Below are 24,812 nucleotides of genomic sequence, written 5' to 3' on the forward strand. Positions count from 1 at the left end.
CCTGTCGACACGAGAGGTAGTGCCCATGGTCACTGACACCGTCACCGACGGCCGCCCGTCCGGCGTCTCCCGCCGCAACTTCCTCCAGGCCGTCGGCGTGGGCTCCAGCGCCGGCGTCATGTTCGCCACGATGGGGGCGATGGGCCTCGCCCCCACGGCAGCCGCCCAGCCCACCGCCGCGGCCTGGACCCCGCCCCGCGGCAGCGACTTCACGCTCACCGGCCGCTCCGCGAAGAAGGTCGTGGTCGTCGGCGCCGGGCCGGCGGGGCTCGCGTCGGCCTACGAGCTGCAGAAGGCGGGGTACCGGGTCACCGTGCTCGAGGCGCGGCACCGGCCCGGCGGCCGCACACTGACGATCCGCGGCGGCGACTCCGAGACCGACGTCGACGGGGTCACGCAGACGGCGCGGTTCGACGACGGCATCTACATGAACGCGGGCGCCGGCCGCATCGCGCAGTGGATGGTGACCATGGACTACCTGCGCGAGCTCGGCGTGCCGTACGAGGTGTTCACCAACGCGAACGCGGACGCCTACCTCTACAACGAGAAGAGCGGCGCGACGCCCGGCAACCCGGTCCGCTACCGCACGGCCAAGGCGGACGTCTTCGGGTACACCTCGGAGCTGCTGACCTACGCCACCGACCAGGGCGCGCTGGACCAGAAGCTCACCGCGGCCGACAAGGAGAACCTGCGCTCCTTCCTGCGCAGCTGGGGCTCGCTGAAGTCGGACGGCACGTACGCGGGCGGCGACAACCGCGGGTTCGCGACGTACCCGTCGGCGTGGAACGAGCACGGCACGCCGCTCGCCGGGCCCGGCACGGTCTCGGAGGTGCTGGCCTCGAAGGTGGGGCAGTACTTCCCGTTCGAGATCAACTGGGAGCAGTCGATGCTCATGTTCCAGCCGAAGGGCGGCATGGACACCACGTACCGGTACTTCGTGAAGGCGATCGGCTCGCAGAACGTGCACTTCAGCTCGCCGGTGACGGGGGTCGAGAACACGCCCGGCGGCGTGCGCGTCACCTACACGCCGGCGCACGGCCCCGCGCGCCAGATCGAGGCGGACTTCGCCGTCGTGGCCGCGCCGGCCGGGCAGATGCGGAAGTGGGACACGAACTGGGGCGCCGGGATCGACGCCGCCCTGGGCGAGTTCGCCGTCGGCTCGCCGGCGGGCAAGATCGGCCTGCAGTACCGGTCCCGGTGGTGGGAGGACGACCACCGCATCTTCGGCGGCATCACGGAGACCGACATGGACCTGGCGCACATCTGGTACCCGTCGTACGGGTACGGGGAGCGCAAGGGCCTCGTGGTCGGCTACTACAACACCGGGACGAACGCCCGCACGTACGCCGACCTCACGCCCCGCGAGCGGGAGCGGCGCGCCGTGGCCCAGGGCGTGAAGATCCACGGCGAGAAGTACCGCAGCGAGCTCGAGTCCTCGTTCTCGATCGCCTGGCACAAGGTGCCGTACATCGAGGGCGCCTGGGCGTACCCGGACACGTCGTCGACGGGTTTCAAGATGCTCCAGCAGGGCGCCGGCCGCGTCTTCTTCGCGGGCGACTGGATGTCCGAGGTGTCCGCCTGGCAGCACGGCGCGTTCTGGTCCGCGCGGTACGCCGTGCAGGCGCTGCACGCGCGCGTGATGGCGTCCTGACCCTCCACGCCCGGGAACGACGACGGCCCGGGTCCTCCGCGAGGGAGGGCACGGGCCGTCGTCGTGGCGTGGTTCGTGGCCGCTCGTGGCCGCCGGGGGCCGCGGCTCAGAAGCCGGCGTAGTTCGGCGCCTCGACGGTCATCTGCACGTCGTGCGGGTGGCTCTCCTTGAGCGACGCCGACGTGATGCGCACGAAGCGGCCCTTGGCCTGCAGCTCGGGGATGGTGCGGGCTCCGACGTAGAACATCGACTGGTGCAGCCCGCCGACCAGCTGGTGGGCGACGGTGTGCAGCGTGCCCTTGTACGGCACCTGCCCCTCGATGCCCTCGGGCACGATCATGTCGTCGCTGGTGACCTCGGCCTGGAAGTAGCGGTCCTTGGAGTAGGACTTCTTGCCGCGCGAGGACATGGCGCCCATCGAGCCCATGCCGCGGTACGCCTTGTACTGCTTGCCGTTCACGAGGATGGTCTCGCCGGGCGCCTCCTCGGTGCCGGCCAGCATCGAGCCGAGCATCACGGCCTCCGCGCCCGCGACGATCGCCTTGCCGATCTCGCCCGAGTGGCGCATGCCGCCGTCGGCGATGACCGGGATACCCGCGGCCCGAGCGGCCAGCGACGCCTCGTACACGGCGGTGATCTGCGGGACGCCGACGCCGGTGACGATGCGCGTGGTGCAGATGGAGCCCGGTCCGACGCCGACCTTGATCGCGTCCGCGCCCGCGTCGACGAACGACTGCGCGCCCTCCTTCGTCGCGACGTTGCCGCCGATCACCTGCACGTGGCGGGTCGCGGGGTCCGTCTTGAGCTTGCGGACCATCTCGATGAGCATCGCGACGTTGCCGTGCGCGGTGTCCGCGACGAGCATGTCGACGCCGGCGTCGACCAGCGTGGTCGCCCGCTGCCACGCGTCGCCGAAGTAGCCGATGGCCGCGCCGACGAGCAGGCGGCCCTGGCCGTCCTTGGAGGCGTTCGGGAACTGCTCGGACTTCACAAAGTCCTTGACGGTGATGAGCCCCGCGAGCCGGCCCTCGTCGTCGACCAGCGGCAGGCGCTCGAGCTTGTGCTTGCGCAGCAGCAGCGTGGCGTCCTCGCGCGAGATCCCGGCCGGGCCCGTGATGAGCGGGGCGGGCGTCATGACCTCGGAGACCTTGGTGGTGCCCCACTCGGCGACGGGCGTGAAGCGCAGGTCGCGGTTGGTGACGATGCCGGTGAGGTGCCCGCCCGCGTCCACGACCGGGAAGCCGGAGATGCGGTACTCCCCCGCGCGCTTGTCGAGCTCCTCGAGGGTGGCGTCCGGGCCGATCGTCACCGGGTTGGAGATGATGCCGGTCTGCGTCCGCTTGACCAGGTCCACCTGGTACGCCTGGTCCTCGATGGAGAGGTTGCGGTGCAGGACGCCGATGCCGCCCTGGCGGGCCATCGCGATCGCCATCCGCGACTCCGTGACGGTGTCCATCGCGGCCGAGACGAGCGGCACCCGCAGGGAGATCTCGCGCGTGAGGCGCGACGTGGTGTCGATGTCCGACGGGGCGAGGTCGGAGTACCCCGGCAGCAGCAGGACGTCGTCGTAGGTGAGGCCGAGGAATCCGAACGGGTCGTGCGCGGGCGAGGTCGAGTCCGTCATGACAGGAGTCTACGTTCTGAGGCCCTCGGTTATTCCGGCCGTCCGCCCCTGCGGGGGCCGCCCGTGGCGGACCTCACGTCGCGGCTCCCGTCGCGGCTCACGCCACGACGGCGAGGGCCTCGTGCAGCATCGCGGTGAACGACCGCACGCGCTGCACGGTCGCGGCCAGGGGCAGCTCGCTCGCGGCGTCGTCGCGGCGCAGGCTGACGATGATCGGCAGCTCCGCGAACCCCTCGTGCACGGCGTGCACGAGGTCGAGGTCCGGGCGCCGCTGCGACGTGGCGAGCACGAGGGCGGCGGGCCGCACCATCGTCACGAGCTCGAGCGAGCGGTGCGTGCTGGCCGGGCCGGTGACGATCCGCGCGGTCGCGCCCTTCGCGGTCAGCGCGGCGGCGAGGGCGTGCGCCGACAACGGCACCACCTCGTCGGGCGCGGCGAAGATGAGGACGATCTTGCGCATCCGGCTCGGGTGGTTGGCCGGCGGCGCGCCCCCGGCGACCATGGCCCGCTCGAACGCCTCGGTGAAGTCGCGCAGCGCACGCAGGGCGGCGGTCGCGAGCACCACCTCCGGCACGGCGCCCGGTCCGGCGAGCACCGTCCGCTGGGCGACCCGCTGCCACGCGGGCTCGGCGATCTCCGTCCACCATGCCGCGGGGTCGCCCTGCGCCGGGATGGCCAGGATCTCGTCGCAGGCCTGCTGGTCGTACGCGAGGGCGGCGTCGACGACGGCGGACACCCGGCCGGAAGCGCTCCCACCCGGGACGTGGCTGCTGGCCGCAGGGCTTCCTTCGCCGCCGCCGGGCAGGGCCCTCAGGTGCGCGCGTCCCGGCCGCGGCGGCTCGTCGCCGGCCGCTGGCGCGGGCCGCTCGCCCGCACCCTCCGAGGAGTCCTGGCCATCCTCGCCGGACGCCGAGGACGCGGCCTGCTCCGTCGCCTCCTCCAGCTCCTGGACGCCGGCCTCGAGCGCGGCCCGCGCGGCGTCGACCGGCGCGACCCCCTCCAGGGTGAGCCGGCGCATGACGAGCAGCCGCGCCACGTCCTCGGGCGTGTAGCGACGGTGCGAGCCTGCGGTGCGGGCGGACGGGCCGAGCCCGTAGCGGCGGTCCCACGTGCGCAGGGTGGCGGGGGCCACCCCGAGGCGCCTGGCGACCGCGGCGACGGCGAGGCCAGGGCTCGACGCGCGAGACCCGCCCCCGTGAGGGGCGGGCCGGGATGAGGTCATGGCGTCGATTCTGCCGAGAGGATCGGAGGGTCGCCACCGCGCCACCGGGCGCGCCGCGGAACATCTCGTCGACGCAGGTCAAAGCAGTTCAGAACCCGGTCGAACCCGTTCAGCGCGCACCGGAAAGTTGAACACTGAATCATCGAACCCGGTCACAAAACCGGACCTTGAACAACTTCTGCACAACTTGTAGGTTGTTCGCCATGACGGAGATCTCGAGGCTTCCCGGTCCGGTGATGGAGCTGTGGGAGTGGCAGTACCAGGGCTCCTGCCGCGACGCGGACGACACGCTGTTCTTCCACCCCGAGGGTGAGCGCGGCTCGACGCGTCGACGCCGCGCCGAGGCGGCCAAGGCGATCTGCCGCTCGTGCCCCGTGATGATGCAGTGCCGCGAGCAGTCGCTCCGGGTCCGCGAGCCCTACGGGGTGTGGGGCGGCCTCAGCGAGGACGAGCGGTCCGCGATCCTCGCCGGCGGAGCACGCAAGACCGGTTGAGCAAAGCACGAAGGCCTCGCACCGACGACGGTGCGAGGCCTTCTGCGTTCGGCGTCGTCAGGCGACGACGACCGCGAGGATGTCACGGGCCGACAGGACGAGGTAGTCCTCGCCGGCGTACTTGACCTCGGTGCCGCCGTACTTGCTGTAGATGACCTTGTCACCGACCTTGACGTCGACGGGGACGCGGTTGCCCTTGTCGTCGAAGCGACCCTCGCCCACGGCCAGGACCTCGCCCTCCTGGGGCTTCTCCTTGGCGGTGTCCGGGATGACCAGGCCGGAAGCGGTCGTGGTCTCGGCCTCGATGGCCTTGACGACGATCCGGTCCTCGAGCGGCTTGATGGGGACCGACACGTCGGACCTCCTTGATTCGCGATGCGTGGATGGACTTGCTGATTGACCAGGTCGCGTCCGAGGGCCGGCCGTCGTCGCGGGTGCCGGCACAGCCTTGCGGTCGCTGACGACAAATCTAGGCAGGCGTTAGCACTCTGACAAGTCGAGTGCCAGCAGTTCGCCGAGGGCGTCACGCCCGGGCCGCGCCCGAGAGCCCCGGCGCGCCTGAGACGATGGCCCGATGGACGCCGCCTCCGTGAGCAAGCTGCTGAGCCCGGACGGGTGGGCGCTGCTCAACTCGCTCCCCCCGTACGACGAGAAGCAGGCCATGACGCTCGCGACGCGGCTGCGGGCCGACGGGGTCGACCCCGACCTCGCCGCCGCCGCGCTCACCCAGTCGCGGCTGCGCGCCAAGGCCCGCGCCAAGCTCGGCGACTTCGCGGACGGGATGCTCTTCACGCCCGACGGCGTCGAGCAGGCGACCCGCCTCGTGGTGGCCGCCCTGCACGCCCGGCGCTACCTCGCGGCCGGCGTCACGAAGGTCGCCGACCTCACCAGCGGGATCGGCGCCGACGCGCTCGCGTTCGCGGGCGTGGGCCTGCGGGTGCTCGCCACGGACGTCGACGAGATGACGGCCGCGCTCGCCACCGTGAACCTGCGCCACTTCCCCGAGGCGGAGGTGCGGCACGCCGACGGGCTCGCGCTCGACCTCGCCGCCGAGGGCGTGGACGGCGTGTACGCCGACCCGGCCCGGCGCACGCGTGGCGGGCGCCGCGTCTTCGACCCCGCCGCCTACGCGCCCCCGCTCGACGCCGTCTGGGCGCTGCGCGACCAGGTCCCCGCCCTCGGGATCAAGGTCGGGCCCGGCATCCCGCACCAGGGGCTCCCGGAGGACGCGGAGACGCAGTGGGTGTCCGTGGACGGGGACGTCGTCGAGGCGGGCCTGTGGTTCGGCCCGCTCGCCCCGGCCGGGCCGGGCCGCTCCGCCCTCGTGCTCACGACGCGCGACGGCGCGACGGCGTCCCGCACCCTGCGCACCGACGGCGACGGCTCGGACCTCGTTCCCGACGTCGGGCCCGCCGGCGCCTACCTGTACGAGCCTGACGGCGCCGTGATCCGGGCCGGGCTCGTGGCGCACGCCGCCGCGGAGCTCGGCGGGCGCCTGCTCGACCGGACCATCGCGTACGTCACGACCGACCAGCCCGCGGCGCCGCAGGCCGCCGGGGTCGCACCCCTCGCCACCGGCTACCGGGTGCTCGACCTCATGCCGTTCAACCTGAAGCGCCTCAAGGCGTACCTGCGCGAGCGCGGCGTCGGGCGCCTCACGATCAAGAAGCGGGGCACCGCCGTGACGCCGGAGCAGCTGCGCGCCCAGCTCTCGCCGAAGGGCGACGCGGAGGCGACGCTCGTGCTCACGCGCGTCGGCGGGGCGCAGCACGTGCTGGTCGTCGAGCCGCTGCGCTGATCCCGCGCGGACCGGGACGCCGCCGGACCGGCGCGCGGCCCGCCGTCCCCCCGTGGAAGCATGGCCCGCATGGTGCTGGACTTCGCCGCCTCCGACCGGTCGAGCGTCGGCCTCGAGTGGGAGCTCGCGCTGGTCGACGCCGACTCCGGCAACCTCCGGCAGGTGGCCCCCGCGGTCATCGAGGCGGTGGCCGACGACGTGCGCCACCGCTACGTCAAGCCCGAGTTCCTGCGGAACACCGTCGAGGTGATCAGCGGTGTGCGGCGCACCGTCCCCGACGCGATCGCGGACCTCGAGCGGGGGATCGCCGCGATCCACGACGCGACCGGCCCGATGCGCGTCGACCTCATGGGCGCGGGCACGCACCCGTTCGCGCACTGGTCGCAGCAGAAGGTCACCGACAAGGAGCGGTACGCCACCGTCGTCGACCGGGCGCAGGTGGTGGGGCGCCAGCAGATCGTCTACGGCGTGCACGCGCACGTGGGCATCGAGGACCGGGCCAAGGTGCTGCCCATCGTGAACTCGCTGCTCGTGTACCTGCCGTACCTTCAGGTGCTGTCGGCGTCGTCGCCGTTCTTCGGGGGCGACGACACCGGGTACGCCTCGATGCGGACGATGATCTTCCAGCAGCTCCCGACAGCGGGGCTGCCGTACCAGTTCGGCGCCTGGGCCGAGCTGGAGCGGTACGTCGCGGACATGCTGCACACCGGCGTCATCGACGACTTCACCGAGGTGCGCTGGGACGTGCGGCCGGCCCCGCACTTCGGCACCGTCGAGGTGCGCATCTGCGACGGCACGTCCAACACCCTCGAGCTGGCCGCGCTCGGCGCGCTGGTGCACTGCCTGGTCGAGCACCTGTCGACGATGCTCGACGAGGGCCGACGCCTGCCCACCCTGCCGCCGTGGTTCGTGCACGAGAACAAGTGGCGCGCCGCCCGCTACGGGACCGACGCGATCATCATCCTCGACGACGCCGGCGAGGAGGAGCTCGTCACGGACGCGCTCCCCCGCCTGCTGGCGACCCTGGAGCCCGTCGCCGAGCGGCTGGGCTGCGCCGCCGAGCTCGACGGCGCGCGCGAGATCGTGCGCGGCGGCGCGTCGTACCAGCGGCAGCGGGCGGTGGCCCGCGCCCACGGCGGCGGGCAGGACGCGCTCGAGGCCGTCGTCGCGTCGCTCGTCGCCGAGCTGCACGCGGGCCGGCCCCTGCCCGCGACGGTGTGACGAGCCGGGAGACCGCGAGCGGACCGGTCCGCCCGTGCTGCAGGTGCGGCCGTCGGGCCTGACTCAGAGCACGCGCAGCGCCCCGACATCGTCTCGCTCACGCCGGGTGAGGGCACGCAGGACGGCGAGCCGGCCGTGCCGCTCGGCGCCAGCGGCGACAAGGAGGTCGATCGCGACCCCCGTCGCAGCGTCGGGCGCGCGCATGTCCGCCCCGACGCTGAGGGCGAGGTCGTCGGTGTGCACGGCCAGCTCGACGCACCGGGTGCGGAGGTACTCGTCGAGGAGCATCTCCTCGCCAGGCCGGTGCAGGATCGCCACGCGGCGGTCGGCAGGCTCCTGCGGGAGCCGGGCGCGCAGCCGGTCGAGCGCCTCCGCGGTGTCGCTCGCCACGGCCCCAGCGCCCGCCAGCGCGGACTCCTGGCTGCGCGCTCGCACGCCACGGTTGAGCGCCGAGCCCGGGTCCGGGGCGTCCACGATGCGGGCGTAGTAGGTCACCGCGGTCGTGGGTTCGATGCCTTGGCCGAGCGGCCCGTCGAGGAACCACTCGACCTGGAGGATGCTGCGCGCCAGGTGGCCGGCGAGCGCGCCGAGCGTCATGCCGTCCAGGATCGATCCTTCGTCCCACGCGCCCGCCACACGTGGGTCGTGCAGCAGGGCAGCGGCCCTGGCGGCCGCCTCGAGGTACGGGGCGCGGACGGCGCCCGGGCTGGTCAGAGGGCTCATCGCGCCGAGTCTGGCACGACACGAACCGAGCATGAGCCTGCGTCCACGGACGGCAGCCTCGTGACAAATCGTGTGTCGCGATCCGAGTGCGGCTACTCCTTCTCGAAGTCCCACACGACAAGCGAGGGCGTGCCGGCGTACGCCGCGCGGGAGGCCGCCTCGACCCACGGCATCATCTCCCAGATGTTCGGCGGCCTCGTCGGGTCCTCGAACGCCGGGTCGGCGGCGGGGTCGAACCCGCCGGTGCCGGCGTCCGGGGCCGCCGTGTACTCGGGGCCGCCGTCGGCATCGTCGGCGCCCCCGCCCGCGTACTCGCGGCAGAACCGGGGCACGAACCCGACCGGCAGCGCCGCCTGCAGGTACTCGCTCGTGGCGTGCCTCCAGTTCGGGATGTACCCGAACTCGCCGTCCGCCCCCTCGACCAGCGGGTAGAGCGGCGAGCCCACGAAGTACCCGCGCGTGTCGGAGACGACCAGGTGCCCGCCGGGCCGCAGCACGCGCGCCAGCTCGGCGAACACCGGCCCCAGGTCCCGCACGTGGCACAGCGCGAGGGTGACGAGGACGAGGTCCGCGGAGGCGTCGGGCACCGGCAGGTGGTGCAGGTCCCCCTCGGCGAACCGAGCCCCGGGGACCTTGGCGCGGGCGATCTCGAGCATGTCGGGCGACGAGTCGACGCCGAGCACGTCGTGCCCCTGCTCGACCAGCCACTCCGCGTGCCGGCCCGTACCGCACGCCGCGTCGATCGCGACACCCCGGGGCAGGCGCTCCATCAGCGGCCGGACGAGCGGCTCCTCCATGCCCCAGAACCCGTTCGGGCCGTCATAGCGGGGCGCCCAGTGCCGGTAGCCGTCCTGGGTGCTGATCGGCGGGACGTCATGACCGTCGAACTTCTCGGCAGCGTCCAGCAGGGCGCGCACGTCCGCGAGCCGGGCCTCGACGAACGCGCGGTCGTGCTCGCCGGCGAACGCCCGCAGCAGCGCCACCCCCTCGAGCCCGACGAGGTAGGCGAGCGGGTGCTGGTAGATGCTCGGGCGCGCGGTGTCCACGCGTCGCGACGCTACCGACGCTCACCGGCCGCGACGAGGCCTTTTCGGGTGGTGCCGGTCGGACGGTGCCGGTCAGACGGTCCCGTCAGACCGTGATGGTGCTCATCGGCATCGACGAGTCGACGGGGAAGTCGAGGGTCGACGGCGCCACGCCGGCGCGGACGACGGCGGAGCCCAGCGCGGCGATCATCGCGCCGTTGTCGGTGCAGTAGCGGATCGGCGGGATGCGCAGGTCGATGCCGGCCTCCGCGCAGCGCGCGGCCGCCATCTCGCGCAGCTGGCTGTTCGCGGAGAAGCCGCCCCCCACGACGAGCGTGTCGACGTCGTGCCGGCGGCACGCGGCGATGGTCTTGGCGGTGAGCACGTCGGCGACGGCGGCGGCGAACGACGCGGCGACGTCGGCCGCCGGCACCTCGCGCCCGGAGTCCACGCAGGCCTCGATCCAGCGCGCCACGGCGGTCTTGAGCCCCGAGAAGGAGAAGTCGTAGGCGTGCTTCTCCTGGTCCTTGGCGGCCGTGAGGCCGCGCGGGAAGCGGATGGCCTCGGGGTCGCCCTCGCGCGCCAGGCGGTCCACGTGCGGGCCGCCCGGGTACGGCAGGCCGAGCAGGCGGCCGACCTTGTCGAACGCCTCCCCCGCCGCGTCGTCGAGGGTGGAGCCGAGCTCGGTCACGCCGGTCGCGACGTCCTCCACGAGCATCAGGGTGCTGTGACCGCCCGAGACGACCAGCGCCATCGTGCGCCCCGTGAACGGCCCGTCCACGAGCTGGTTCACCGCCGCGTGCCCGATGACGTGGTTGACGCCGTAGAGCGGCTTGTCCAGGCCGATCGCGAGCGCCTTCGCGGCCGACGCCCCGATGGTCAGGGGGCCGACGAGCCCGGGCCCCGCGGTGACGGCGATCGCGTCGAGCTCCGACAGGTCGACGTCCGCCTCGCCCAGCGCCCGCGTGATGGTGGGGACCATCGCCTCGAGGTGGGCGCGGCTCGCGACCTCCGGGATGATCCCGCCGTAGCGCGCGTGCTCGTCCATGGAGCTCGCGACGGCGTCGACCAGCAGCTCGTCGCCGCGGACGAGCGCGACGCCCGTCTCGTCGCAGGAGGTCTCGATGCCGAGGACGAGCGGGCCGGAGCCCGCGAGCGATGCAGCCATGCCGACATCTTCCCCCATCACCGCCCCCGGCACGGCCGCGTGACCGGCGTCACGGCGGATCCGGGAATCATGATTCTGCATCGATCGGTTAGGGCAACCATGACCGAGACCCTCACGCACCCGTCCACGTCGCTCGCCGTCGGCGACGACGTGGCGGACCTCCTGTTCCGCGCCGCCCGCACCACCTCGCTCTGGACCGACGAGCCCGTCACCGACGAGCAGCTCACCTCGGCCTGGGACCTCGCCAAGTTCGGCCCGACCGCGATGAACACGCTGCCGCTGCGCGTGCTCGTGCTGCGCTCGGGCGAGGCGCGCGAGCGCCTCGTGACCCACATGGGCGGCAACAACAAGGACCGCGTCGCGAACGCGCCCGTCTCGCTCGTGCTCGCCGCCGACCCGGCGTTCCACCAGCACCTCGACACCCTGTTCCCCGCCTACCCGGGCATGAAGGACCAGCTGGAGCCCGCCGCGGACGTCCGCGAGCAGATGGCCCGCAACAACGCCCTCATCCAGGCCGGCTACCTCATCGTCGGCCTGCGCGCCGCCGGCCTCGCCGCCGGCCCGATGAACGGCATGGACTTCGACGGCGTGGACGCCGAGTTCTTCGCCGAGTCCGGCTGGAAGTCGTTCCTGGTCATCAACGTCGGCCACGCCGAGGGCGAGGGCTCCCCGTACCCGCGCGCCCCGCGTCTGTCCTTCGACGAGGTCGCGCAGGTCCTCTGACCGTCGCGCCCCCGACGCGAACGGCCCGGTCCCCTGGAGGGGGCCGGGCCGTCGTCGTCGGAGCGTGTCGCCGCGGGGTCGCTACGGGCGGTCCCCGACCGCCGCGGGGCGGGTGTCGTCGTTCGACCACTGCGACCACGACCCGGCGTACAGGGCCGCGGGGATGCCGGCGCACGCCAGGGCCGCGATCTCGTGCGCCGCGGTCACGCCGGACCCGCAGTACACGCCCACGGCCAGCACGCCGTCGTCCCCCACGGCGTCCGCCGCGGTCAGGCCGAGGTCGGCGAACCGGGCCTCGAGCGCCTCGTCGTCGAGGAACCTCCCGTCGTCGCCGAGATTGGCCGCGGTCGGCGCGCTGAGCGCGCCGGGGACGTGCCCCGCCCGCGGGTCCACGGGCTCCGTCTCACCGCGGTACCGCTCGGCGGCGCGCGCGTCCAGCAGGGTGCCGGCCTCCGCCAGCTCCGCCGCGTCGTCGGCGTCGAGCACGGGCAGGTGTCCCGGCCGGACCACGAGGTCGCCGGGCGCGCGGGTGACGTCGCCGCTCTCCAGCGCGTAGCCCGCGCGCACCCAGGCCGGCAGGCCGCCGTCCAGGATGCGCACGTCGTGGACGCCGAAGTAGCGCAGCAGCCACCAGGCGCGAGCCGCGGACAGGCCGCCGACGGTGTCGTAGACGACGACGCGCGTCCCCGCCCGCAGGCCCCAGGCCCGTGCGCTGCGCTGGAACGACGACGCAGACGGCAGCGGGTGGCGGCCCTCCTGGGGTGACGCCTCGGCGGCCAGCTCGGACTCCAGGTCCACGTACACGGCGTCGGGCAGGTGGCCCTCGAGGTAGCGCTCGCGGCCGTCGGTCATGCCGAGCGCCCAGCGTACGTCGAGCAGCACGGGCGCCCCGTCCGACGGGTCGGGCCCGGCGCTGAGGCGCAGGTCCGCCGCGAGCTCGGCGACGGACACCAGCACGCGGGCGCGGTGCGTCCCGGCGGCGCTCACGCCGCGCTCCCCAGGTCCAGGCGCATGGTGAAGGCGTCCTTGTCCTCCGGCTGGTAGTACCGCTTGCGCAGCCCGATCCGCTCGAAGCCGAGCCGCTCGTACAGCGCGAGGGCGGGGTCGTTGTCCACGCGCACCTCGAGCAGGACGGCGGTGGCCCGCAGCGTGCGCGCGCGCTCCACGAGCGCCTCGAGGAGCGCCCGCCCGACGCCGTGCCGCTGGTAGCGCGGGTCCACACCGATCGTCATGACCTGCACGACGTCGCCGTCGAACCACAGGCCCGCGTACCCCACCACCGGCTTCGGCCCCGCGCCGTACACGGCCACGGCGTCCGGCCCCGTGGGCTCGGCGACGACGTACCAGCGGCCGAGGCCGGCCAGCTCGTCGGTGAGCATCCCGTAGGTCCACGCCCCGGCGCCGAAGAGCACGCGCTCCAGCTCCAGCACCCGGTCGAAGTCGGTGCTGCGCAGCGGGCGCAGACGGCAGGTCGGCGCGTAGACGTGCTGGACCGTGCGGGGCAGCTCCGGCCGCTCGGGCTGCTCGGCCGTCGGACCACCGACCGTGGGCTGGTCCGTGGTCACGCCGGGCTCCCCGTGGCGGGCACGAGGCGTGCGGGCGCCGGCTCCTGCACGTCGGGGCGGCGCAGGTACAGCGGCTCCGTGGGCAGGTCCTCGCCCGCGGCGCGGCGGGCGAGCGCGAGCCGGGCCAGGACCGCGGCGTCCGGCACGAGCGGTGCGTCCTCGTCGGCCGGCAGGTGCTCCGGGTACAGCGTGGCGCCCTCCCCCACGACGACCAGCCGCCCGCCGTCGGCGGGCGCGTCCGCGAGCCGGGCGGCGACCTCGACGGCCTTGTCCACGCCGGGTCCCGCCAGCGTCTCGACGACGGGGACGCCGTGCGGGCCCTCGTGCGCGACGACGCGGTAGTGCGCCCAGTAGACCTCCTTGCGGCGGGCGTCGGTCGCGACGAGCACCTCGTCGCCCGGCGTGAGGCCGAGGTCGGCGACCGCCTGCACGGCCACCGCGTCGATGCTCGGTACGCCGAGCACCTCGATGCCCAGGCTCAGGGCGAGGGTGCGCGCGGTGACGAGCCCCACGCGCAGGCCGGTGAACGGGGCGGGCCCGGTGCCGGCGACCACGGCGGTGAGCGCCGAGCGGTCGAGGCCGGCGTCGTCGAGCACCTCGGCGACGAGCGGGCCGAGCGACTCGGCGTGCCGGCGACGCTCGTCGGCCGAGCGCGAGGCGAGCCGGGCGCCCGCCTCGTCGACGAGCGCGACGGCGACGGCTGCGGACGTGTCAAGAGCGAGAACTGCCACGGCCCCAGCCTACGGTTCCCCCGACCGGACCGGGGGACGCGTCGAGCGGCAGGGTCAGCGCGCGGCGAGGGCGGCCAGGTCGACGCCGGACCAGCGCGCGCCGACGCCCCGCAGGGTGGCGTGCCGGGTACCGGCGCCCGGGTCGGTGTCGTCGTCCGCCGGGTCCGGAACGTCGCCGGCCTGCCCGCGCGGACGCTCCAGGTCGATCTCCAGGCGGTCCTCGGTGAGCGCCTCGGCCAGACCGCGGCCCCACTCGACGACCGTCACCGACTCCTCGAGCGAGGAGTCGAGGTCGAGGGCGTCCAGCTCGCCGAGGCTGCCGAGGCGGTAGGCGTCCACGTGCACGAGGGCGGGCCCGCGCGAGCCGTCCTCCCGCGGCAGCGGCGGGTGCTCGCGCGCCACGATGAACGTGGGCGACGCCACCTGGCCCCGCACGCCCAGCGCAGCCCCCAGGCCCTGCGTGAGCGTCGTCTTTCCCGCCCCCAGGTCCCCCGTGAGGATCACCAGGTCCCCCGCCCGGAGCACGTCCGCCAGGGCCGCCCCGAGCGCGCGGGTGGCCTCCGCGTCCGGCAGGTCCGTCTCCGTCCGCACGACGACGTCGCTCACCGCTGCACTTCCTTCCTGGTCGGGGTGTCGAGGCCCGTGTACACGCGCGCGGCGCGCGCCCCGATGCCCGTGACGATCTCGTAGCTGATGGTGCCCGCGGCGCGGGCCCAGTCCTCGGCGTTCGGCCGCGTGATACCGCCGACGACGCCGCGCTCGACGCCGTCCGACTCCCCGAACAGCGTCACGACGTCCCCCGCGCGCTCCGGCGCGCCCGGGCCGAGGTCGAGGACGAACTGGTCCATGCAGACCCGGCCCGCTACCCGCAGCACCCGAGCGTCCCCCGTCCCCGCGGGGCCGCCCCCGCCGACGGCCACCGGCCCGCCGACGCCGAGGTCCCCGCCCGACGCGTGCCGCTGGATGCCGTCCGCGTAGCCCAGGGGCACGACGCCGAGGCGGGTGGCCCGCGGCGTCGTGTAGTGATGCCCGTACGACACGCCGTGGCCGGCCGGCACGTCCTTGACCGTGGCGAGTCGTGCCTGCAGCGTCATCGCGCCCCGCAGCCCGTAGTCGCCCGGCGCGCCGAGCTGCGGCACCGGCGAGTGCCCGTAGACGGCGATGCCGGGCCGCACGAGGTCGTGGTGCAGGCGCGGGTCGGTGAGCACGGCCGCCGAGTTCGCCAGGTGCCGCACCTCCAGGCTCAGCCCGGCGCGCTCGACGCGCCGCACGGCGTCGTCGAAGGCCGCGGCCTGCAGCGCGATCGACGGGTGGCCCGGCTCGTCCGCGCACGCCAGGTGGGACATCACCCCGACGACGCGCAGCACGCCCTCGGCCTCCAGCGCGGCCGCGCGCCGCACGACGTCCGGCAGGTCCGCGGGCGTGATCCCGCTGCGCCCGAGGCCCGTGTCGACCTTGAGGTGCACCCGCGCGGTCTCGCCCGCGGCGCGTGCCCCGGCGGCCACCTCGGCGAGCGCCCAGGGCGCCGCGACGCCCACGTCCACGCCCGCGGCGACCAGCCGGTCGAACGGCGCGCCGGGCGTCGCGAGCCAGGTGAGCACCCGGGCGTCGGCGGGGGTGATCCCGCCGGCGCGCAGCGCGAGCGCCTCGGCGGGCACGGCGGTGCCGAGCCACGTGGCCCCGCCCGTGAGCGCGGCCCGCGCCACCGGCAGCATCCCGTGCCCGTAGCCGTCCGCCTTGACCACGGCCATCACCGCGGCGGTCGGCGCGTGCCCGGCCAGCGCGCGGACGTTGTCGCGCACGGCGGACAGGTCGACGACGGCGCGGGCGAGGGAGTCGTCGGGGAAGGGCAGGTCGGCGGCGGCAGCGCCCGTGGGGGCGGTCGGGACCTCGGAGGGGACCTCGGTGCTCACGGTCACCGATTCTCTCACCGCCCGCCCGGGGTCCCGTCGTCGCCGACGTCCCCGGGCAGCTCCGCGGGCCATTCCGCGAGCCGTCGCCGGGAGCGGAACGCGCGCCGCTCGCCGCTGAGGGGGTCGACGAACGCCAGCGAGCGCGAGAGCAGCTGCAGCGGGCGCGCCGGGTCGTCGGGCGCGTCCTCGCGCAGCCGGGGCCAGAACGTGTCGTGCAGCAGCGGCAGCCCCAGGGACGCCATGTGCAGGCGCAGCTGGTGCGTCTTGCCGGTGCGCGGCTCCAGTCGGTACAGCCCGAGGCCGCGCGCGGCGTCGCGCGCGACGAGCGTCACCCGCGACTCCGCGTTCGGCTCCCCCGGCTCCTGACGGGCCCGCACCACGCCGCGATGCTTGACGATGCGCGAGCGGACCGTCGTCGTGCCGTGGACGTCGAGCTCGCTGCCCGGCGCGGGCAGGGCGGCGACCGCCTCGTACACCTTGCGCACGGCGCGGTCCTGGAACGCCGTCTGGTACGGGCCGCGCGCCTCGGGACGCACGGTGAGCACGAGCACGCCGGCGGTGGGCCGGTCGAGCCGGTGCGCGGGCACCAGCTCGGGCAGGTCGAGGGTGGCGCGCAGGTGCACCAGCACGGTGCGCGTCACCCACCGGCCGCGCGGCATCGTCGCGACGAGGTGCGGCTTGTCCACCACCAGCAGGTCGTCGTCGCGGTGCAGCACCTCGAGCTCCGCGAGCGCCGGGACCTCGGGCTCGTCGGCGGGCGGGTCGCGGTAGAGGTAGAGGAAACCGCGCGGGTCGTACGGCGTGGCGTCGTCGACGACGGCGCCTGCGCCCGTCACCACCTCGCCCGCGGCGAGCTTCTCCCGCAGGCGCGCGGCGTCGCCCGCGTCATGGCCGAACCGCTCCAGCAGGTACTGCGCCGCCGTCGCGTACCGGGCGACGCTGGCCGCGTCGTGGGGCAGCACCAGGCGCGTGGGGTTGAGGCCGTCGCGCACGGGCAGGGGCGGGACGTGCTTGCGCGGGCGGTCCTCGCGCGATCCGGGGGGCACCGGACCATTGTCGCGCGCGGCATGATGGGCCGTATGAGCCTCTACGACATCCCGTTCGAGCGCATGGACGGCACGACGACCACGCTCGCGGAGCACCGCGACGACGTCGTGCTGGTGGTCAACGTCGCCTCGCGGTGCGGGCTCACCCCGCAGTACGAGGCGCTGGAGCGGCTGCAGAAGACGTACGCCGACCGCGGGTTCACCGTGATCGGCTTCCCGTCCAACCAGTTCCTGCAGGAGCTGTCCACCGACGAGAAGATCGCCGAGTTCTGCTCCACCACCTACGGGGTCACCTTCCCCGTGCTCTCCAAGATCCGGGTCAACGGGCGGCACGCGCACCCGCTGTACGCCGAGCTGAAGAAGATGCCCGACGCCGGCGGGCACGACGGACGGATCCGCTGGAACTTCGAGAAGTTCCTCGTGCTGCCGGGCGCCGACGTGCACCGCTTCTCCCCGCAGACCGTGCCCGACGCCCCGGAGATCGTCGCCCTCATCGAGAAGGCGCTGCCCCGCTAGTCGCCCGCCGGGCCCTCCGCGGCGGCCCTCGGGAGCGACGCGAGCAGGGTCTCGAGCGCGTCGGCCACGCGGGCCTGGTCCGCGTGGCTCAGCACGTCGAGCAGCCGCTCCTCGTGGTCGAGCAGCTCTCGCACGACCCGCTCCACCGTCGCGTGCCCGGCGCCCGTCAGCGTGACGGCGACCGCGCGCGGCCCGGTGGACGACGACGACCGGGCCACCAGGCCGGCGGCCTCGGCCCGGGCCACCCGCTGGGAGATCGCCCCCGCCGTGACGAGGCAGCGCGCGGCGAGCTCCCTCGTGGTGAGCGTCCAGGGATCGCCGGCACGCCGCAGCGTGCTCAGCAGGTCCAGCGTGGCCGTGTCGACCCCGAGCCGGGCGAGGGTGCGTCGACGCTCGTCGGCGAGCAGCTTCGCGACGCGCCACAGCGGGGTGATGACACCGATCGACGACGTCGGGACCCCGGGCAGCTCCCGCTCCCACGCCTCGGCGATCCGGGCGGACGCGAGCGAGGCGACGTCGTCCAGCGGGCCGGGTTCCGGGGAGCTCCCGTCGGGAACGGCCATGGGTCCTCCTGTAGGGTTGACGTTTAGGTCTAAACATACGGGAGAGAACCATGCACCGCACCATCCTCGTCACCGGAGGCACAGGTGGCATCGGCCGCGCCGTGGCACGGACCTTCGCCGCCGCGGGAGACGACGTCGTCCTGTCCGGCCGTCGGCCGGGCCCGCTGGCGGACGCCGCCGACGACATCGGGGCGCGCGGGGTCCGCTGCGACCCCGCAGACCCCGTGGACGTCGAGCGACTGGTGGCGGAGATCGGCCGGCCCGTCGACGTGCTCGTGGCCCTGTCCGGCGGCAACACCGACTTCGACGCCCCCGCAGGTCGCGACCCGTCGCTCGCGGAGACCGCCGCGGCGTGGCGGGCGAACCTCGACGCCAACCTGCTGTCGACGGTGCTCGTCGTGACCGCGGTGCTCCGCGAGATGCCGTCCGGCGGTGCCGTCGTCACCGTGGGTTCGATCGGCGCGGAGTACGCCGGCACGTCGTACGGCGTCGCCAAGGCCGCCGTCCAGGCGTGGACCGCGGGCCTGTCCGCCGAGGTGGGCCCGCGCGGCATCACGGCGAACTGCGTGGCGCCCGGCTACGTCGAGGACACGGGCTACTTCAAGAGCCGGCTCACGCCCGAGCGGCGGGACTCCCTCGTCGCCGCGGCGCACGACCGACGTCCGGGCCGCCCGGACGACGTCGCCGCGCTCGTGGCCTACCTCGCCTCCCCGGGCGGCCGCCACGTGACGGGACAGACCCTGCACGTGAACGGGGGCGCGTTCACCACGCGGTGAGTGGCCGTCCCCCCGGCGTCGTCCCCGCGGTGGGCACCCGCAGGTGCAACCAGCGCTCGGTGACCACGTAGCCCAGCGCCTCGTTGGCACGGCGCGAGCCCACGTTGTCCCCGGCGCCGCCGGTGCCGAACAGGGTGTGCCCGGCCTCGGCGAGCGCCAGGACGGCGGCGCCCTTGACGGCGGTCGCCAACCCGCGGCGTCGAGCGGCCGCACGCGTCACCGTGAGGTCGATGTCGACCCGGTCGCCCTCCGGGTACAGCACCGTCGCGGCGTCCAGGCGCCCGTCCGCGGCGAACGCCCCGAACGCCCACCGCTCCCCGGCCGCGAGCGCGGCCGCGAGCGCCGCGGCGTCGGGCACGTCGTGGGAGGTCGCCGCCGTCACCGGGTAGTCCGCGGCGGCCGTGGCATCGAGCGCGACGAGCGCCGCGGCCTCCTCCGGCGCGAGGGCGCGGACCACCCAGCCTGCCGACCGGGCGACCTCGACGGCCGTGCAGCAGGTGGCGAGTACCTCCGCGGTGACGGTGAGGCGCGCGCCCCACGACTCGGACACCACGCGTGCGCCGGCGTCGAGCAGGCGGGCGGCCTCGGGGTCGTCGGAGCGCAGCACCCGTACGGCGTTCTGGTTCGTCGTCATCGGGGCGCAGCGTAGCGGCAGGCACGTGGCCGGCTCACCGGGCGGCGAGCAGCGCCGCGATCTCGGCGGGGACGGCGTCGGCGACGTCGAGGGCGGCCACCGGGCCGCCGGGGTTCGCGCGGTGCGCGGCGCGCCCGTGCACGAGCGCCGCGGCGGCGGCCACCTCGGCCGCGAGCGCCGGGCGCTCGACCACCTCGGCGGACCGGGCAGCAAGCATCGCGCCGAGCACGCCCGCGAGGACGTCGCCCGCTCCCGCGGTCGCGAGCCACGCCGGGCCGTCCGCCTGCGCGTAGGCGACGCCGTGCCCGACGACCACCGTCACCCCGCCCTTGAGGAGCACCGTCGCGCCGGTCAGCTCGTGGGCCCGGCGGGCCCAGCGCAGCGGCTCGGCCTCGACGTCGGCGCGCCGCACGTCCTCGCCTCGGGAGCGCAGCAGCGACGTCAGCTCGCCCGCGTGCGGGGTGAGCACGAACCACGGCGGCGCGACGTCGTCCAGCAGGCCCAGGCCCCCGGCGTCGACGACGGCGGGCACCGGCCCGCCCGCGGTCCCGGCGAGGCGGCCGGCGGCCGCCGCGAGCCCCGCCCGTCCGCGCTCGTGCTGCCCGTCGTCCTGGCCGGTGTCCTCGCCCTCGTGGGCTGCCTCCGGCCCGCCCGGCACGCCCGGCCCGACCACCCACGCCTGCACCCTCCCGGGCGCCGTGACGACCTCGGGGCGCGCGGTCAGCACGCGCCCGGACACCGGCCCCGACCCGCGGTAGCGCACCATGCCCGCGCCCGCCCGCACCGCGGCGCTCGTGGCGAGGACGGCGGCCCCGGGGTAGGTGGCGGTCCCCGCCACCACGCCGACGACGCCCCGCGTGTACTTGTGGTCGGCGGGTCCCGGCACCGGCCACGACCGCGCGACGTCCCCCGGCTCGAGGCGGCGGACCGCGGGTTCACCCGGCAGGCTCAGGCCGAGGTCGACCACGCTGACCTCCCCCGCGAGCGCGGCCCCCGGCGGCAGCAGCAGCCCGGGCTTCGCGGCGCCGAACGTCACGGTCCGGTCCGCCGCGAGCACCGGGCCCGTCACCGCACCGTCGCCCACCCCGACGCCCGACGGCACGTCGACCGCCACCACCCACGGCCGTCCGGGCCCGCTGCCGGCCACCGCCACGAGCGCCCCCACGACGTCGGCGGCGAGGCCTCGCAGGGGGCCGCTGGCGCCGATGCCCACCAGGCCGTCGAGGACGACGTCGGCGCGCGCGGCCTCGTCGGCCATGGCGCCCAGGCGCCCGGGGTCGGCGAACAGCTCGACGACGCGGCCGCCGGCCCGCTCCAGCGCCGCATGCCCGCCCGCGTGGAACCGCTCGGCCACCAGCACCGCCGTGACCGCCAGCCCGCGCCGCGCCAGCACCGCCCCCGCGTGCAGCGCGTCCCCGCCGTTGTTCCCGGCGCCCACCAGCAGCACGACCCGCGCGCCGCGCACCGGACCGCGGCGCGCCGCCACGTCCTGCACGACCTGCGTCGCCAGCGCGAACGACGCCCGCTCCATCAGCGGGACCCCCGCCGCCAGCAGCGGCTCCTCGGCGGCACGGACGGCGGCGGCGGGCCAGGCGGAGATCATGAGACGCATCCTGCCGCGCGTCGCCGAGCCCCGCAGCGTTGCCGCAGGTCGAGGCATAGGCTCGGGGCCATGCGATTCGGACTCTTCATCCCGCAGGGCTGGCGCCACTCGCTCACCGACGTCCCCCCGGAGCAGCACTGGGAGACGATGCTGTCTCTCCTCCACTACGCCGACAACGCCGCGGCCGGGGAGCCGATCCCGGGCGGCCCGTGGGCCTGGGACTCGGTCTGGGTGTACGACCATTTTCACACCGTCCCGGTCCCCAGCACCGAGGCGACGCACGAGGCGTGGACGCTCATGGCGGCGTTCGCGGCCGCGTCCCAGCGGGTGAAGCTGGGGCAGATGTGCACGTGCATGTCGTACCGGAACCCCGCGTATCTGGCGAAGGTCGCCTCCACGGTGGACGCGATCTCCGGCGGCCGGGCCCAGCTGGGCATCGGGGCCGGCTGGTACGAGCACGAGTGGCGGGCGTACGGCTACGGCTTCCCCCGCGCGGGCGAGCGGCTGCGCGCCCTGGACGAGGGCCTGCAGATCATCACGCAGATGTGGCGCACCGGGTCGTCCGGAAGGTTCGACGGCGAGACGTACCAGGTGGACGGCGCGCTCTGCTACCCGCAGCCCTTGCAGCGGCTCGCCGTGGGCGAGGGCGGTGCCGAGGTGCCGTCCATCCCGGTGTGGGTCGCGGGCGGCGGCGAGAAGAAGACCCTGCGGATCGCGGCGCGGTTCGCGCAGTACACCAACTTCGACGGCTCGCCCGAGGGCTTCACGCACAAGTCGTCGGTGCTGGAGCAGCACTGCCGCGACCTGGGCCGCGACTTCGGCGAGATCACCCGCTCGGCCGACTACAACGTGGTCATCGGGGAGAACCAGGCCGAGATCGACGACCGGTTCGCCTGGATCGAGTCCCACTTCCGCAAGTACGCCCCCGGGGAGCGCGGCGAGGGCGAGATCGCGAGCTGGCGCAACGGCCCGCTCGTCGGGACGCCCGAGCAGATCGTCGAGAAGCTGACGGACCTCAAGGCCCGCGGTATGACGTACGCGATCACGTACTTCCCGAACGCTGCGGCCGACCGCGACGGGATCGAGCTGTTCCAGCGGCAGGTCATCCCCGAGCTGCAGGACTGAGCGGTGGGCTCACGGCACGAGCTCGACCTCCCGGACGGTCGGCGGCTGGTCGCGTACGACGACGGTCCGTCGTCCGCCGACGCCGTCGTCTGGCACCACGGGTCGCCCCAGTCGGGCGAGCTGCTCGCACCGGTCGTGTCCGCCGCCCGTGCGCGCGGGCTGCGGGTGGTCTCCGTGGCGCGCGCCGGGTACGGAGGGTCCACCCGCCGTCCCGGGCGCACCGTGGCCCTGGCCGCGGCGGACGTGGCGCACGCCCTGGGCGCCCTCGGCGTGACCCGGTGCGTCGCGGTGGGCGCCTCAGGCGGCGGGCCGCACGCCCTGGCCCTCGCCGCGCTCCGGCCGGACCTGGTGTCCGGCGCGATCACCCTCGCGGGGGTCGCGCCGTACCCCGGGCGCGGCGCCGACGAGCGCTGGTTCGCCGGCATCGCCGACGACGGCGGCCTGCGCGCGGCGCTCGAGGGCCCCGCCGCCCGCGAGCGGCACGCCGAGACGGCCGAGTTCGACGAGTCGAGCTTCACCGCCGACGACTACGCGACGCTCGCGGGGACGTGGGCGTCCCTCGGCGCCGACGCGTCGCGGTCCGGGGAGGCCTGGCCCGGCGGGCAGGTCGACGACGACCTCGCGTTCGTGCAGTCGTGGGGCGTGGCGCTGGCCGACGTCGCGGCCCCGACCCTGGTCGTGCAGGGCGGCGCCGACCGCGTGGTGCCCCGCCACCACGCCGACCTGCTCGTCGAGGCGCTGCCCGCGGCGGAGCTGTGGTTGCGCCCCCGCGCCGGCCACGTCAGCGTGCTCACCGCGCTGCCGGTCACCCTCGACTGGTGGCGGTCCGTCGCCTGACCGTCGTCAGCCCTCCGCCACCACCATGGCGGAGGCGATGCCGGCGTCGTGAGAGATGGACAGGTGCCAGGCCTTCACGCCGAGCTCGTCGGCCCGCGCCTGCACGGTGCCGCGCAGCTCGACCTCGGGCGGCCCCCCGATCACGCGGTGCACGGTGGCGTCGTGCCAGTGCAGGTCGCCGGGGGCGCCCAGCGCCTTGGCGATGGCCTCCTTCGCAGCGAACCGCGCCGCCAGGGACGACGCGGGGAGGTCGCGCTCCGCCTCGGTGAAGAGCTTCTCCCGCAGGCGCGGCACCCGCTCGACGGTCGCCATGAACCGGGCGACGTCCACCACGTCGATGCCCACGCCGATGATCATGCGCCCAGCCTAGGTCCGTCGCGGCCGACGTCGGTGCCGCTCAGCCCGGCGCCCGGACGCCCGCCTCGTCCTGCGGCTCCACGAGGTGGCGCCAGCGGAACCACTTGCGCTCCACCTCCGCCTCGAGGTCGACGTCGAACCGGCGGGCGACGAGCAGCAGCTGCGCCAGCACGTCGGCGAGCTCCGCCCGGAACGCCGCGTCGACCTCGCCGTCGCGCTCGCCGCGGTCCCGCGACCGGCCCGAGCGGGCGAGGTAGGCCTGCGTGAGCTCGCCGACCTCCTCGTGCAGCTTCAGCACGAGCCAGTCGTCGGTGCGCGCGATGCCGAACCGGCGCTCGTACACCCGCGAGATGATCTCGACCTCGTCGCCCAGCTCCGTGAGTTCCACGCCCCCACCCTAGGGACGACGGGCGCCGGCGGGCCCGGTCGGCGTACCGGTCGACCGCCCGAGTTGCGGGACGAACCGGTGACTCGGGCAGAATCGTGCAGGTGGCACCGCAGTCCTCCGACACCGCACCCGGCACCGCACCGCAGCCGCTGGGCGAGCACCTGACCCGGCTCGCGCCGGCGTCGCCGTACGTCGACCTCGATCGCGCGGCGTGGAGCCGCCTGTCGGCGTCGACCCCGCTCCCGCTGACCGACGCCGACGTCGAACGGCTGCGCGGCCTCGGCGACCCGATCGACCTCGCCGAGGTGGACGCCGTGTTCCGGCCCCTGTCGCGGCTGCTGAACCTGTACGTCGCCGCGAGCGCCGGGCTGCACCGCGCCACCTCGACGTTCCTGCACGAGGAGCCGCCCCGCACGCCGTACGTCATCGGCGTCGCGGGCTCGGTGGCGGTCGGCAAGTCGACGACGGCGCGCATCCTGCGCGAGATGATGGCGCGCTGGCCGGACACCCCGCACGTCGAGCTGGTGACGACGGACGGCTTCCTGTACCCGAACGCGGAGCTGCAGCGCCGCGGGATCATGGACCGCAAGGGCTTCCCGGAGTCCTACGACCGGCGGGCGCTCATCCGCTTCCTGTCCCGCGTCAAGGCGGGGCAGGCCGAGGTGCGCGCCCCCGTGTACTCGCACGTCGTGTACGACATCGTGCCGGGCGAGGAGGTCGTGGTCCGCAAGCCCGACGTCCTCATCGTGGAGGGGCTGAACGTGCTGCAGCCGGCGCGCCCGTCGGCCGTCGACGAGTCGACGGTCGCGGTGAGCGACTTCTTCGACTTCTCGATCTACGTCGACGCCCGCACCCGCAACATCCGCCAGTGGTACGTGGAGCGCTTCCTGCAGCTGCGCAGGACGGCGTTCAGCAAGCCGGAGTCCTACTTCCGGCGCTACGCGGACCTGTCGGACTCGGAGGCGACGGAGCGGGCCCTGTCCATCTGGGAGTCGATCAACGCGCCGAACCTGGAGCACAACGTGCTGCCGACGCGCGGGCGGGCCACGCTGGTGCTGACGAAGGGGTCGGACCACTCGGTGCAGCGGGTGCGGCTGCGCAAGCTCTGA

At 74.9% G+C, this 24,812-nt stretch carries 27 protein-coding genes; 10 read left to right on the forward strand and 17 right to left on the reverse strand.

The features are described 5' to 3' along the window. Positions 1 to 25 precede the first annotated feature (25 nt). Complete coding sequence (locus ACFWDO_RS01895) at positions 26 to 1,651, forward strand: flavin monoamine oxidase family protein (protein ID WP_380317614.1); 1,626 nt, start codon at positions 26 to 28, stop codon at positions 1,649 to 1,651. Between the two features lie 106 nt (positions 1,652 to 1,757). Here the strand turns inward: ACFWDO_RS01895 and guaB are convergent, their stop codons facing one another. Continuing rightward, positions 1,758 to 3,275 (reverse strand): IMP dehydrogenase, encoded by a 1,518-nt coding sequence (guaB, locus tag ACFWDO_RS01900; RefSeq protein WP_380317618.1) that lies wholly within the window; start codon positions 3,273 to 3,275, stop codon positions 1,758 to 1,760. A gap of 97 nt (positions 3,276 to 3,372) precedes the next feature. After that, entirely contained in the window at positions 3,373 to 4,497 is a 1,125-nt protein-coding gene (locus ACFWDO_RS01905) for a MerR family transcriptional regulator (protein WP_380317621.1), read from the reverse strand. A gap of 203 nt (positions 4,498 to 4,700) precedes the next feature. Here ACFWDO_RS01905 and ACFWDO_RS01910 point away from each other — a divergent pair, with 203 nt between their 5' ends. Further along, positions 4,701 to 4,991: a WhiB family transcriptional regulator gene (locus tag ACFWDO_RS01910; protein WP_380317624.1), complete on the forward strand. Its 291-nt coding sequence runs from the start codon at positions 4,701 to 4,703 to the stop codon at positions 4,989 to 4,991. 57 nt (positions 4,992 to 5,048) lie between these two features. Here the strand turns inward: ACFWDO_RS01910 and groES are convergent, their stop codons facing one another. Beyond that, positions 5,049 to 5,345 (reverse strand): co-chaperone GroES, encoded by a 297-nt coding sequence (gene groES / locus ACFWDO_RS01915; RefSeq protein ID WP_079572552.1) that lies wholly within the window; start codon positions 5,343 to 5,345, stop codon positions 5,049 to 5,051. A gap of 220 nt (positions 5,346 to 5,565) precedes the next feature. On the opposite strand from groES, the gene ACFWDO_RS01920 reads away from it, so the two are divergent. Continuing rightward, complete coding sequence (locus ACFWDO_RS01920; RefSeq protein WP_380319418.1) at positions 5,566 to 6,789, forward strand: SAM-dependent methyltransferase; 1,224 nt, start codon at positions 5,566 to 5,568, stop codon at positions 6,787 to 6,789. 69 nt (positions 6,790 to 6,858) lie between these two features. Continuing rightward, positions 6,859 to 8,010, forward strand: coding sequence for a glutamate--cysteine ligase (locus ACFWDO_RS01925; protein ID WP_380319415.1), 1,152 nt, complete (start codon positions 6,859 to 6,861; stop codon positions 8,008 to 8,010). Between the two features lie 63 nt (positions 8,011 to 8,073). On the opposite strand, the gene ACFWDO_RS01930 is transcribed toward ACFWDO_RS01925, so the two are convergent. From ACFWDO_RS01930 to tsaD, 3 genes are all read right to left on the reverse strand, one after another. Continuing rightward, on the reverse strand, positions 8,074 to 8,733 hold the full coding sequence (locus ACFWDO_RS01930; protein WP_380319412.1) for a maleylpyruvate isomerase N-terminal domain-containing protein: 660 nt from the start codon (positions 8,731 to 8,733) through the stop codon (positions 8,074 to 8,076). A 92-nt stretch (positions 8,734 to 8,825) separates the two neighbouring features. Further along, the gene (locus tag ACFWDO_RS01935; protein ID WP_380319409.1) at positions 8,826 to 9,779 is read right to left on the reverse strand and encodes a class I SAM-dependent methyltransferase; all 954 of its coding nucleotides are present in this window, start codon (positions 9,777 to 9,779) and stop codon (positions 8,826 to 8,828) included. An 85-nt stretch (positions 9,780 to 9,864) separates the two neighbouring features. Next, complete coding sequence (tsaD, locus tag ACFWDO_RS01940) at positions 9,865 to 10,926, reverse strand: tRNA (adenosine(37)-N6)-threonylcarbamoyltransferase complex transferase subunit TsaD (protein ID WP_380319406.1); 1,062 nt, start codon at positions 10,924 to 10,926, stop codon at positions 9,865 to 9,867. Positions 10,927 to 11,025: 99 nt separating this feature from the next. Here tsaD and ACFWDO_RS01945 point away from each other — a divergent pair, with 99 nt between their 5' ends. Then, positions 11,026 to 11,649, forward strand: a complete 624-nt coding sequence (locus ACFWDO_RS01945) for a malonic semialdehyde reductase (protein WP_380319403.1) — start codon at positions 11,026 to 11,028, stop codon at positions 11,647 to 11,649. An 81-nt stretch (positions 11,650 to 11,730) separates the two neighbouring features. Here the strand turns inward: ACFWDO_RS01945 and ACFWDO_RS01950 are convergent, their stop codons facing one another. From ACFWDO_RS01950 to ACFWDO_RS01975, 6 genes are read right to left on the reverse strand one after another with little or no spacing between them, the layout of a single operon-like run. Next, positions 11,731 to 12,636 carry a sulfurtransferase gene (locus ACFWDO_RS01950; RefSeq protein WP_380319400.1) on the reverse strand — a complete coding sequence of 302 codons (906 nt, stop codon included), beginning with the start codon at positions 12,634 to 12,636 and terminating at the stop codon, positions 11,731 to 11,733. Further along, positions 12,633 to 13,154, reverse strand: a complete 522-nt coding sequence (gene rimI, locus ACFWDO_RS01955) for a ribosomal protein S18-alanine N-acetyltransferase (protein WP_380319427.1) — start codon at positions 13,152 to 13,154, stop codon at positions 12,633 to 12,635. Before rimI ends, ACFWDO_RS01950 begins: the two co-directional genes overlap by 4 nt. A 56-nt stretch (positions 13,155 to 13,210) precedes the next feature. Beyond that, entirely contained in the window at positions 13,211 to 13,945 is a 735-nt protein-coding gene (tsaB, locus tag ACFWDO_RS01960; RefSeq protein ID WP_380319397.1) for a tRNA (adenosine(37)-N6)-threonylcarbamoyltransferase complex dimerization subunit type 1 TsaB, read from the reverse strand. A 54-nt stretch (positions 13,946 to 13,999) separates the two neighbouring features. Next, a complete protein-coding gene (gene tsaE, locus ACFWDO_RS01965) occupies positions 14,000 to 14,551 on the reverse strand; it encodes a tRNA (adenosine(37)-N6)-threonylcarbamoyltransferase complex ATPase subunit type 1 TsaE (protein WP_380319394.1) in 552 nt (183 codons plus the stop codon). Next, a complete protein-coding gene (alr, locus tag ACFWDO_RS01970; protein ID WP_380319391.1) occupies positions 14,548 to 15,858 on the reverse strand; it encodes an alanine racemase in 1,311 nt (436 codons plus the stop codon). The genes tsaE and alr overlap by 4 nt, the downstream gene beginning before the upstream one ends. A gap of 14 nt (positions 15,859 to 15,872) precedes the next feature. Beyond that, positions 15,873 to 16,904 carry a pseudouridine synthase gene (locus ACFWDO_RS01975; protein ID WP_380319388.1) on the reverse strand — a complete coding sequence of 344 codons (1,032 nt, stop codon included), beginning with the start codon at positions 16,902 to 16,904 and terminating at the stop codon, positions 15,873 to 15,875. 33 nt (positions 16,905 to 16,937) lie between these two features. Between ACFWDO_RS01975 and ACFWDO_RS01980 the strand changes: the two genes are divergently transcribed. Further along, positions 16,938 to 17,420 carry a glutathione peroxidase gene (locus ACFWDO_RS01980; RefSeq protein WP_380319385.1) on the forward strand — a complete coding sequence of 161 codons (483 nt, stop codon included), beginning with the start codon at positions 16,938 to 16,940 and terminating at the stop codon, positions 17,418 to 17,420. Here ACFWDO_RS01980 and ACFWDO_RS01985 read toward each other — a convergent pair. Next, positions 17,417 to 17,983 (reverse strand): MarR family winged helix-turn-helix transcriptional regulator, encoded by a 567-nt coding sequence (locus ACFWDO_RS01985; protein ID WP_380319382.1) that lies wholly within the window; start codon positions 17,981 to 17,983, stop codon positions 17,417 to 17,419. The genes ACFWDO_RS01980 and ACFWDO_RS01985 overlap by 4 nt on opposite strands. 50 nt (positions 17,984 to 18,033) lie before the next feature. Here ACFWDO_RS01985 and ACFWDO_RS01990 point away from each other — a divergent pair, with 50 nt between their 5' ends. Next, positions 18,034 to 18,759 (forward strand): SDR family NAD(P)-dependent oxidoreductase, encoded by a 726-nt coding sequence (locus ACFWDO_RS01990; protein ID WP_380319379.1) that lies wholly within the window; start codon positions 18,034 to 18,036, stop codon positions 18,757 to 18,759. Here ACFWDO_RS01990 and ACFWDO_RS01995 read toward each other — a convergent pair. Together ACFWDO_RS01995 and ACFWDO_RS02000 are read right to left on the reverse strand one after the other, a co-directional pair. Next, positions 18,746 to 19,393, reverse strand: coding sequence for an acetyltransferase (locus tag ACFWDO_RS01995; protein ID WP_380319376.1), 648 nt, complete (start codon positions 19,391 to 19,393; stop codon positions 18,746 to 18,748). The two genes, ACFWDO_RS01990 and ACFWDO_RS01995, sit on opposite strands and share 14 nt — an antisense overlap. Positions 19,394 to 19,427: 34 nt before the next feature. Then, the gene (locus tag ACFWDO_RS02000) at positions 19,428 to 20,996 is read right to left on the reverse strand and encodes a bifunctional ADP-dependent NAD(P)H-hydrate dehydratase/NAD(P)H-hydrate epimerase (protein WP_380319373.1); all 1,569 of its coding nucleotides are present in this window, start codon (positions 20,994 to 20,996) and stop codon (positions 19,428 to 19,430) included. A gap of 69 nt (positions 20,997 to 21,065) precedes the next feature. Between ACFWDO_RS02000 and ACFWDO_RS02005 the strand changes: the two genes are divergently transcribed. Together ACFWDO_RS02005 and ACFWDO_RS02010 are read left to right on the forward strand one after the other, a co-directional pair. After that, positions 21,066 to 22,121, forward strand: a complete 1,056-nt coding sequence (locus ACFWDO_RS02005; RefSeq protein ID WP_380319370.1) for an LLM class F420-dependent oxidoreductase — start codon at positions 21,066 to 21,068, stop codon at positions 22,119 to 22,121. Between the two features lie 3 nt (positions 22,122 to 22,124). Beyond that, the gene (locus ACFWDO_RS02010) at positions 22,125 to 22,958 is read left to right on the forward strand and encodes an alpha/beta fold hydrolase (protein ID WP_380319367.1); all 834 of its coding nucleotides are present in this window, start codon (positions 22,125 to 22,127) and stop codon (positions 22,956 to 22,958) included. A gap of 6 nt (positions 22,959 to 22,964) precedes the next feature. Here ACFWDO_RS02010 and ACFWDO_RS02015 read toward each other — a convergent pair whose 3' ends face one another. Both ACFWDO_RS02015 and ACFWDO_RS02020 read right to left on the reverse strand, forming a co-directional pair. Beyond that, the gene (locus tag ACFWDO_RS02015; RefSeq protein ID WP_380319364.1) at positions 22,965 to 23,315 is read right to left on the reverse strand and encodes a holo-ACP synthase; all 351 of its coding nucleotides are present in this window, start codon (positions 23,313 to 23,315) and stop codon (positions 22,965 to 22,967) included. 40 nt (positions 23,316 to 23,355) lie between these two features. Then, complete coding sequence (locus ACFWDO_RS02020) at positions 23,356 to 23,703, reverse strand: pyrophosphatase (protein ID WP_380319361.1); 348 nt, start codon at positions 23,701 to 23,703, stop codon at positions 23,356 to 23,358. Positions 23,704 to 23,852: 149 nt separating this feature from the next. Between ACFWDO_RS02020 and coaA the strand changes: the two genes are divergently transcribed. Next, positions 23,853 to 24,812, forward strand: coding sequence for a type I pantothenate kinase (gene coaA / locus ACFWDO_RS02025; protein WP_380319424.1), 960 nt, complete (start codon positions 23,853 to 23,855; stop codon positions 24,810 to 24,812).

The sequence above is a fragment of the Isoptericola sp. NPDC060185 genome, assembly GCF_042728595.1.
Classification (GTDB): domain Bacteria; phylum Actinomycetota; class Actinomycetes; order Actinomycetales; family Cellulomonadaceae; genus Isoptericola.